At 73.1% G+C, this 6,734-nt stretch carries 4 protein-coding genes; 2 read left to right on the forward strand and 2 right to left on the reverse strand.

The features are described 5' to 3' along the window. Positions 1–41 precede the first annotated feature (41 nt). A complete protein-coding gene (locus NWP10_RS09825) occupies positions 42–1,094 on the reverse strand; it encodes a 3-methyladenine DNA glycosylase (RefSeq protein ID WP_258300772.1) in 1,053 nt (350 codons plus the stop codon). Positions 1,095–1,333: 239 nt separating this feature from the next. Here NWP10_RS09825 and NWP10_RS09830 point away from each other — a divergent pair, with 239 nt between their 5' ends. Then, positions 1,334–4,324 (forward strand): S8 family serine peptidase, encoded by a 2,991-nt coding sequence (locus NWP10_RS09830; RefSeq protein WP_258300773.1) that lies wholly within the window; start codon positions 1,334–1,336, stop codon positions 4,322–4,324. A 170-nt stretch (positions 4,325–4,494) separates the two neighbouring features. On the opposite strand, the gene NWP10_RS09835 is transcribed toward NWP10_RS09830, so the two are convergent. Then, positions 4,495–5,781, reverse strand: coding sequence for an aspartate kinase (locus NWP10_RS09835; RefSeq protein WP_258300774.1), 1,287 nt, complete (start codon positions 5,779–5,781; stop codon positions 4,495–4,497). Positions 5,782–6,003: 222 nt separating this feature from the next. Here NWP10_RS09835 and NWP10_RS09840 point away from each other — a divergent pair. Further along, positions 6,004–6,734: ABC transporter ATP-binding protein (locus NWP10_RS09840; protein WP_258300775.1), on the forward strand; the 731-nt coding region annotated here is incomplete at its 3' end.

Raw genomic sequence — 6,734 nt, forward strand, 5'->3', positions numbered from 1 at the left:
GTGCCGCGCCCCGCGAAGCCCCCGGCGCGGCCCCCGCCCCGTCAGCCCCGCGCGTCGTCCCCGAGCAGCGGCGCGAGCGCCGCGAGCAGCCGGGCCCGCAGTGCCTGCCCCCGGTCGGCGAACCCGCGCTGGGCGCGCACGTACTCGGCCCGCCCCTCCGGCGTCTCGATCCGCACCGGCGGGTAGTCGCCGCCGGTCAGGTCGGTGACGCCGCGCAGGTCGTACGGGGAGGCGCGCATGTCCAGGGCGCGGATGTCCCAGGCCAGGTCGAAGCAGTCGGCCACCAGGTCCGAGGACACCCACGGCAGCAGCTTGTACGCCCACTTGTAGAGGTCCATCCCCGCGTGCAGGCAGCCCGGCTGCTCCATGTCCCGCATGCCGGCGCGGGTGGGCAGGACCCCGTCCGCGCCCTCGTTGAGACCGCGCGCCTCGGGCGCGAAGAACCGGAACGCGTCGAAGTGGGTGCACCGGATCCGCTGGGACTCCACCACCGCGTCGGTCCCCTCGGCGCCCAGGCGCAGCGGCAGGCGGGAGTGCCGCACCCCGTGCAGGTCCGAGCGGTAGGCCATCGCCCACTCGTGCAGGCCGAAGCAGCCCAGCCGGGCCGGCCGGGCGGCGGTGCGCTCCAGCAGCTCGGCCGTGAACGCGATCCCCGTGGCCCGGTCCGCCGCGAAGGCGCCCGCGTCCACGGTCCAGCCGACCGTCGGGCGCCCGTCCGGCTCCGCGCCGGGGATCTCGCCGGGTTCCGTGGCCCGCAGGTGCCGCCATCCGCCGCGGTGCGGGGCGCCGTCCCGCTCGGCCTCGGCGGCCGCGGCGGCGCCGTCGGGATCGGCCAGCACGACGCCGGCCCCCGGATGCCAGCGCGCCAGCGCGGCGGGGGAGTGCGTGTAGTAGCCGAACAGGAAGTCCTGCACCGGATGGCGCTCACCGCGCCCGTGGAGCTCGAGAAGCGGCGCCGTGCGGGCCTCGATGCGCTCGCGGTGGGCGGCGGAGCGGGCGAGCCACTCCTCGGGGCGGAGCACGACGACGGCGGTCGGGTCCGTCGCGTCCGCCGGGGCGGTGCGGGGGACGGCGGGGCGGGGGTGTGCAGGCATGTCCCCGCCATCCTCCCCTGTGGGGGCCCGACGCGGCCACCGGGGCGGCGTCGCGGCCAGGGTGCATGACGCTCCTGGACGCACCCTGGTAACACTCTGGTCAAACACCGTACTGGCGGGTAGATTGCACGTGTCCTCCTGTGGTGCCGATCACACGCGGCATCCCCCTGCCCCGCCTGCCGTACACCCATCGGCCAGGGGCAGGACCGGAGCGGACCTCGATGAGAAAGGCGGAGGCTATGCCTCACATCCCCACCCCTGCCCGGCGCCGCCGGGCCCTGGCCGCGGCCGTCGTCGGCGCGAGCCTGGTGGCCGCACCCGCGCTCGCCGCGTCGGCCATCGCCGTCGAACTGCCGGACGGCAGCGTCGTCACCAGCCCCCAGGGCGAGGCGAAGGTCGAGCAGCAGTTCGAGGACGGTCGCTACTTCGTGGTGCTGAAGGACGCCCCTTCGGTGACCGCCCAGGAGGCCGGCGCCCCCGCGCCCGGCGCCGCCCCGAAGGCCAAGTTCGACCCGGACCACCCCCGCGTGAAGAACTACGAGGCCAAGCTCCAGCGCCAGCAGGAGAAGGTCGCCCGTGACAACGGCGTCGAGCCCAAGATGACCTTCCAGCGCGCCGTCAACGCCTTCGTGGCCGAGCTGACCGCCGAAGAGGCCATGCGCCTGTCCAAGGACTCCGCCGTGCTCGGCGTCGCCCCGGACGAGCAGGTCGCCCCGGACTACTCCTCCACCGAGTTCCTCGGCCTGCCCGGCAAGAAGGGCACCTGGAACACCACCTACGGCAAGCCGGAGAACGCGGGCAAGGGCGTCGTGGTCGGCGTCATCGACACCGGCATCCACCCGGACAACCCGTTCATCGACGCCGAGCCGGTCAAGCCCCTCAAGGGCAAGGCCAAGGTCGGCGAGCCGTACCGCACCGCGGACGGGGACATCGCGGTCCTCAAGGCGGACGGCACCACCGCCACCGCGGAGTGCGAGACCGGCCCGGGCTTCCCGGCCGACTCCTGCGACACCAAGCTCATCGGCGCCTACGCCTTCTCCGACGACTTCGAGCGCTTCGTGCCGGTGGAGAACCGCCACCCGGCCGAGCAGCTCTCCCCGCTCGGCGTGTTCTCGCACGGCACCCACGTGGCCACCACCATCCTGGGCAACACCGGCGTGGAGCAGACCATCGACGGCACCTCCTTCGGCGAGGGCGCCGGCGTGGCCCCGGCCGCCAGCCTGATCTCCTACAAGATCTGCTGGGAGGACAACGATCCGAACACCGGCGGCTGCTACACCTCCGCCTCCGTGGCCGCGATCGAGCAGGCCATCGAGAACAACGTCGACGTGCTGAACTACTCGATCTCCGGCAGCAACACCACGATCGTGGACCCGGTCGCCATGGCCTTCAAGTCCGCGGCCGAGGCCGGCATCTTCGTGGCCGCCTCCGGCGGCAACTCCGGCCCGACCCCCAACACGGTGAACCACTCCTCGCCGTGGCTCACCACCGTGGCCGCGGAGACGTTCTCCAACGAGCTCACCGGCACCGTGGAGTTCTCGGACGGCACCAAGTACCGCGGCGCCTCCTCCGCCGGCTCGGATGCCGGCCCGGCCGAGGTCATCCACGCCTCTGAGGTGGCCGCCGGCGACGCCGAGGCCGCGCGCCTCTGCCTGCCCGGCTCGCTGACCGCCGAGGCCGCCGACAAGATCGTGCTCTGCGAGCGCGGCCAGAACGCCCGCGTGGAGAAGTCCGCCGTCGTGGCCGAGGCCGGCGGCGTGGGCATGATCCTCGCGAACACCCCCACCGGCTCGCTGGACGCGGACATCCACTCCGTGCCCACCGTGCACATCAACGACACCGACGGCGTGATCGAGAAGGTGAAGTCCTCCGACCTCACCGCCACGATCATCCGTGGCGACACCACGGGCCTGCCCCAGGACCCGCTGCCGCAGATCGCCGGCTTCTCCTCCCGCGGCCCGTCCAACGCCGTGAACCAGGAGTTCCTGAAGCCTGACGTCGCCGCCCCCGGCGTGAACGTGATCGCCGGCGTCTCGCCGCTGGATCCCGACTACAACGGCAACGAGTTCGGCCTGATGTCCGGCACCTCCATGGCCTCGCCGAACCTGGCCGGCATGGCCGCCCTGCTGATCGGCAAGGAGGCCGCCTGGTCCCCGATGGCCGTGAAGTCCGCCCTCATGACCACCGCCGGCGACGTGTTCAATGCCGACGGCTCGGTGAACGAGGACAACTTCGCCACCGGCGCCGGCTCGGCCGACCCGAAGGCCGCCGCCCGCCCAGGCCTGGTCTACGAGGCCGACTCGACCCAGTGGGACGCCCTGCTGCTCGGCGAGATCGCCGGCCGTGAGGTCAACGTCCCGTCCGTGGCCATCCCGGACGTCGTGGGCTCCGCCTCCGTGACCCGCACCCTGACCGCCACCGAGAACGGCCGCTGGCAGTTCTCCGGCTCCGTGCCGGGCTTCGAGGTGACCGCCTCGCCGTCCATGCTGGACCTGAAGAAGGGCCAGTCGGCCGAGGTCGAGCTGACCTTCACCCGCACCGACGCCGAGGTGAACACCTGGGCCCACGGCTCCATGTCCTGGAGCACCGCCAAGGGCAAGGCCGTCCCCACCGTCACCTCCCCGGTGACCCTGAAGGCCCTGTCCGCCACCGCGACCTCCGCGGTGGAGGGCTCTGGCGCCGAGGGCTCCGCGACCGTGGAGATCGAGCCGGGCATGACCGGTGAGCTGACCCCGCAGATCCTGGGTCTGGGCAAGGTGGAGGCCGCCGAGGTCTCGGCCGTGGCCAACACCTCGGCCTCGGGTGCCGCGCTCGCCGGCCGCGTGGTGAACGTCGAGGAGGGCACCAAGGCCCTCGTCGCCTCGATCAATGCCGGCGCCGAGGGCGTCGACTGGGATCTGTACGTCATCACCCCGCAGGGCCGCCAGCTCAACATGGCGACCGCGGCGGGCGACGAGACGCTCACCATCCAGAACCCGGTCCCCGGCGAGTACACCGTGATCGGTCACCTGTACTCGGCCCCGGCCGGCACCGACACCGCCTCGCTGGAGACCCTCAAGCTCCGCGAGGACGTGGGCAACCTGACGGTGGACCCGAACCCGGTGCCGGTGACCACCGGCGAGGCCACCACGGCCGAGCTGGCCTGGTCCGGCCTGACCGAGGGCACCTGGAAGGGCCTCGTGACCTGGGACGCCGGTGTGACCACCGACGTCACCGTCACGGTCCCGTGATCCGTCCCTGACGGCCCCCCGCTTTCGCTCGGGGAATCGTCGCTTCCATCCCGGAATGCCGGGATGGAAGCGACGGAATCCCGAACGAAAGTCTCCTGACGCACGACGCCGGCCCCGCACCTTCACGCTGAAGGTGCGGGGCCGGCGTCGTGGTGGGCGGGGGGACCCGCTCAGCGGCCGGTGCCGCCGTAGACGGTGGCCTCCTCCTCGGCGTCCAGGCCGAAGGCGGTGTGCACGGCGCGCACGGCGTCGTCCAGCTTGTCCTCCGCGGTGACCACGGAGATGCGGATCTCCGAGGTGGAGATCAGGTCCACGTTCACGCCGGCGTCCGAGAGGGCCTTGAAGAACGTGGCGGAGACGCCCGGGTTCGAGCGCATGCCGGCGCCGATCAGGGAGAGCTTGCCGATCTCCTTGTCCGAGACGATGTCCTGGAAGCCGATCCGCTCCTGCGCCGCGCGCAGGGCCGCCATGGCGTCCTTGCCCTCCACGATGGGCAGGGTGAAGGAGATGTCCGTGGTGCCGGAGCCCTCGCGGGAGACGTTCTGCACGATCATGTCGATGTTCACGTTCGACTCGGCGATCACGCGGAAGATCTCGGCGGCCTTGCCGGGCACGTCCGGGACGCCGACGATCGTGACCTTGCCCTCGGAGCGGTCGTGGGCGACGCCGGAGACGATGGGCTGTTCCATGGGAGCGCCTTCCTTCAGGGTGATGGTGTCGTTCGGGTCGGGCATGATCCAGGTGCCCTCGTGGTCGGAGAAGGAGGTGCGCACGTGGATCGGCACGCCGAAGCGGCGCGCGTACTCCACGGAGCGCAGGTGCAGCACCTTGGAGCCGGACGCGGCCATCTCGAGGGTCTCCTCGGAGGAGAGCTCGGTGAGCTTGCGGGCGGAGGGCACGACGCGCGGGTCCGCGGAGTACACGCCGTCCACGTCCGTGTAGATCTCGCACACGTCCGCGCCGAGCGCGGCCGCCAGGGCGACGGCGGTGGTGTCCGAGCCGCCGCGGCCCATGGTGGTGATGTCCTTGGACTCGGGGCTGACGCCCTGGAATCCGGCCACGATCGCCACGCCGCCGGCGTCGAGGGCCTCCTGCACGCGGTGCGGGTTGACCTTCACGATCCGGGCGCGGCCGTAGGAGGTGTCCGTCATCATGCCGGCCTGGGAGCCCGTGTAGGAGCGGGCCTCGACGCCCTCGGCGTGGATGGCCATGGCCAGCAGGGACATGGAGATGCGCTCGCCGGCGGAGAGGAGGATGTCCATCTCGCGGGCGGGGGCGTCCTGGGTGAGCTCGGCGGCGAGGTCGAGCAGCTCGTCGGTGGTGTCGCCCATGGCCGAGACCACGACGCACACCCGATGGCCGGCGCGCACGGTGTCCGCCACGCGCCGCGCCACCCGCTGGATGCTGGCGGCGTCGGCCACGGAGGAGCCGCCGAACTTCTGGACGATGAGACTCATGGGTCCCTCCGGACGGTCAGGGGTCGGTTCGGGGCAAGTCTAGGACCGCCCCGGCCCGCCGGTCCGCTCTGTGAACGCGGCGTTCGCATGGTGGGATGGTGCGCACTCCGCGCCACGACGACGGCGCCCGGCCCGGCATGCGACCGCGGTCCGGCCCCGGCGGGGCCCGGATCATCCCCTGGGTGGATCCGCCCGGCCCGGGCCGGCGCGCACGATGGGGCCATGACCGCGACAGCTCCCCCTCCCGCCGCCCCCGCCACGGGCGCGGCCCCCCACGACGGGATCGTGGCCCACGGCCTGGCCCGCTCGTTCGGCGACGTCCACGCCGTGCGGGACGTGTCCCTGACCGTCCCGTCCGGGTCCGTGACCGCCCTCGTGGGCCCCAACGGCTCGGGCAAGACCACCCTCATGCTCCTGCTGGCCACCCTGCTGCGCCCGGACGCCGGAGCCGTGACCATCGGCGGCGTGGACGCCGTCCGCGAGCCCCAGGAGGCCCGCCGTCGGCTGGGCTGGATGCCGGACACGCTCGGTGTGTGGGAGTCCCTGACCTGCCGGGACATCCTCACGAGCCTCGGCCGGCTCTACGGCATGGGCGCCGCCGAGGCCGCGGCCCGCGCCGGGGAGCAGCTCGAGCGCGTGGCCCTCACCGAGTTCGCGGACCGCCCCGCGCGCGTGCTCTCCCGCGGCCAGCAGCAGCGCCTGTCCCTGGCCCGCGCCACGGTGCACCGCCCCGGCGTGCTCCTGCTGGACGAGCCCGCCAACGGGCTGGACCCGGCGGCGCGCATCCGCCTGCGGGACGACGTGCGCGCCATGGCCGCCGAGGGCACCGCCATCCTCGTCTCCTCCCACGTGCTCGCCGAGCTCGAGGAGATGTCCGACCGCGCCGTGTTCGTCCGCGAGGGCGCCACGCTGTCCACGCAGGAGTTCCGGGAGGACGCGGCGCAGACCCGCCC

This window comes from Micrococcus sp. HG099, from assembly GCF_024723355.1.
GTDB classification, from domain to species: Bacteria; Actinomycetota; Actinomycetes; order Actinomycetales; family Micrococcaceae; genus Micrococcus; species Micrococcus endophyticus.